Below are 2,892 nucleotides of genomic sequence, written 5' to 3'. Positions count from 1 at the left end.
GTTCTATCTCATATCGACGCCGCGCGCCGAGCGCTGGAATCTTGACGACTTGAGCCGGATGCTGCCAAAGGGCGGCAACGTGCAGCTTCGCAATGTCACCGATGATCGCGGCAGCTTCACAATCGTTGGACCGAAGGCGCGGGAGGTATTGCAGCCACTGACGGAAGTGGATCTCTCAAACGAGGCCTTCCCATGGTTCAGCGTGCGGTCCGGAACCGTCGGCCTGGCCGGCGATGTGCGTCTGCTGCGCGTCAACTACTCGGGCGAACTGGGATGGGAGCTCTATCATCCGCTCTGTTATCAGCGGCATTTGCTGGACGCGCTTTTGGCGTCGGGCGAGGCGCACGGGCTGAGATTGGTTGGACTTCAGGCGCTGGAGTCCCTGCGTCTCGATAAGTCCTACCGGGCCATGTATCGCGACATGAATGTCGAATTGTCAGCCTGGGAAAGCGGCCTCGACCGCTTCGTCAGCCTCGACAAGGGCGACTTCATCGGCCGGGCGGCACTGGTCGCTAAACAGGAGCAGGGGACGGCGCGCCGGATCGCCACGCTGTCGATCGATACGGACGGCGCGAGCGCGTTCGCCTTCGAGGGCGTTTACCGCGACGGCGAGCTTGTCGCCCACGTCACGTCGGCAGGCTACTCCTATACTTTTGGTCACGACATCGCACTCGCGCTGCTGCCCCTGGAACTGCTGTCGCCCGGTACCGAACTGGAAGTTTCAGTCCTCGGCGAGCGGCGTCCGGCAAAGGTGATCGCCGACTCGCCCTACGATCCGGAAGGCGCGCGTGGGCGCATGTGAAACGCCCGGGCACAATTCTCGGAACAAGCTGCGAAGACCGCATGCCTCGCCGAATGCGGCAACGAAATATAGTGCAGCAAAACGCAAAAACCGCGTCCCACCGGGAACGCGGCTTTGCCAGATACGCATGGCGTTTCGCTACAAGCGACTTGCGAAACTTACGGGCTCCGGTACGCGAGACCTGATCCGGAGCGCCGGGCGGATGCGATATGTCCGCCTCGCAGTCCGTTTTATAGGCACATCGTTACCGGCCGGTTATCGAGACCTTAAGCAAATCTAAATTTGCCGGTTTCTGACCAAATAATCTTCTAATAAGCCTTTGAAAGCAGAGATTTACGCGAGTTGGCCGCGGAGGAAATTAATAATGCCGGAGAAATCGACCCCGGCATTGCCCTGTGCGTTGAACAGCGCGTAGAGCTGCGTCGCCTCGGCGCCGAGCGGCGTCACCGCGCCGGCACTTTGCGCCGCCTCTTGCGACAGCTTCAGGTCCTTCAGCATGAGGGCTGCGGCAAAGCCGGGCTTGTAGTCGCGGTTGGCCGGCGAGGCCGGCACCGGGCCGGGCACCGGACAGTAGGTGGTCAGCGACCAGCACTGGCCCGAGGAGGTCGAGGCGACGTCGAACAACGCCTGATGCGACAGGCCGAGCTTTTCCGCCAGCACGAAGGCTTCGGCGACCCCGATCATCGAGATGCCGAGAATCATGTTGTTGCAGATCTTGGCCGCCTGTCCGGCGCCGTCGTCGCCGCAATGGACGATGCGGCCGGCCATCGGCTTCAGGACCGGCTCGGCCTTGGCGAAGGCGTCCTTCGAGCCGCCGGCCATGAATGTCAACGTGCCGGCGGTGGCGCCGCCGGTGCCGCCCGAGACCGGAGCGTCGATCGACAGCAGGCCGTGTTTGCTGGCGACGGCATGGGCCTTGCGGGCCGATTCGACGTCGATGGTGGAGGAATCGATGAACAGCGCGCCTTTCTTGGCCTTGGGCGCGATGTCCTCATAGACCGACAGCACATGCTTGCCGGCCGGCAGCATGGTTATGACGACATCGGCGTCCTTCACCGCCGCGACGGCGTTGGCCATGACGACCACGCCATGCTCCTTGGCGACTGTGAGGTTCTCCGGCACCAGGTCGAAGCCGTGCACAGAATGCCCGGCCTTGACCAGGTTGGCGGCCATCGGATTGCCCATATTGCCCAATCCGATGAAGGCGATGGTTGTCATAGCGGTGCTCCCAGGGTTAGGCAGTAGGCAGTAGGCAGTAGGCAGTAGGCAGTAGGCAGTAGGCAGTAGGCAGTAGGGGATCTATTCAGGTGCCAGCTTGATAATAAGCTGGCGAAGCATCTTTCCGATGGCTTCTGTGGCTGAGAGCATATGACGAACCTCATCACGAGTGGCCAAGCCGATGCGTTCAGCGATCTGGAGGTGTGTCTCGAGCTCCTTTAGAGAGCCTTGGGCTATCCTGAGAAACTGCTGATAGGAACCCGTGTTATCGCGGCCGTAACCTTCCGCGATGTTTGAAGCGATAGATGTGGCTGAGCGGCGGATTTGGCTGGTCAGCCCGTACAATTCCTCCTTTGGCCATGCCTTGGTCAAGGAGTAGGTAGCGACGGCCAGACCCATGGCCTGCTGCCACACGATAAGATCCTTGTACGAATTGATCTTGCCGGTCATCCTTCGCCTACTGCCTACTGCCTACTGCCTACTGCCTACTGCCTACTGCCTACTGCCTACCGGCCGATCAGCGCGCGTGCGATGATGACGCGCATGATCTCGTTGGTGCCTTCGAGGATCTGGTGGACGCGCAGGTCGCGCACCAGCTTCTCGACACCGTAATCGTGCAGATAGCCATAGCCGCCATGCAGCTGCAGCGCCTCGTTGGCGACATCGAAGCCGACATCGGTGACGAAGCGCTTGGCCATCGCCGACCATTTGCCGGCGTCCGGCGCCTTGCGATCGAGCTTCGAAGCGGCGGCGTAGAGGAAGATTCGCGCCGCCTGCAGCTCGGTCTCCATGTCTGCCAGCCTGAACTGCAGCGCCTGGAACTGGTTGATCTTCGAGCCGAAGGCCTTGCGCTCGCCTGTATAGGACCTGTC

4 protein-coding genes are annotated in these 2,892 nt (G+C 61.4%); 1 reads left to right on the top strand and 3 read right to left on the bottom strand.

Annotation, left to right across the window (positions count from 1 at the left end; genetic code table 11):
* Window positions 1-802: aminomethyltransferase family protein (locus EN738_RS33050; RefSeq protein ID WP_145967014.1), on the top strand; the 802-nt coding region annotated here is incomplete at its 5' end.
* 333 nt (window positions 803-1,135) lie between these two features.
* Here EN738_RS33050 and mmsB read toward each other — a convergent pair.
* The 3 genes from mmsB to EN738_RS33035 form a co-directional block, all read right to left on the bottom strand.
* Window positions 1,136-2,020 (bottom strand): 3-hydroxyisobutyrate dehydrogenase, encoded by an 885-nt coding sequence (gene mmsB, locus EN738_RS33045; protein ID WP_127287218.1) that lies wholly within the window; start codon window positions 2,018-2,020, stop codon window positions 1,136-1,138.
* Between the two features lie 81 nt (window positions 2,021-2,101).
* Window positions 2,102-2,470 carry a four helix bundle protein gene (locus EN738_RS33040; protein ID WP_127287217.1) on the bottom strand — a complete coding sequence of 123 codons (369 nt, stop codon included), beginning with the start codon at window positions 2,468-2,470 and terminating at the stop codon, window positions 2,102-2,104.
* A 56-nt stretch (window positions 2,471-2,526) separates the two neighbouring features.
* Window positions 2,527-2,892 (bottom strand): acyl-CoA dehydrogenase family protein (locus EN738_RS33035; protein ID WP_281034340.1); only part of this gene is annotated, 366 nt, incomplete at its 5' end.

The organism is Mesorhizobium sp. M4B.F.Ca.ET.017.02.2.1 (genome assembly GCF_003998955.1).
Classification (GTDB): Bacteria; Pseudomonadota; Alphaproteobacteria; order Rhizobiales; family Rhizobiaceae; genus Mesorhizobium; species Mesorhizobium abyssinicae.
The sequence above is the reverse complement of the archived record's forward strand: the minus strand, read 5'-3'. Positions and strand labels throughout refer to the sequence as shown.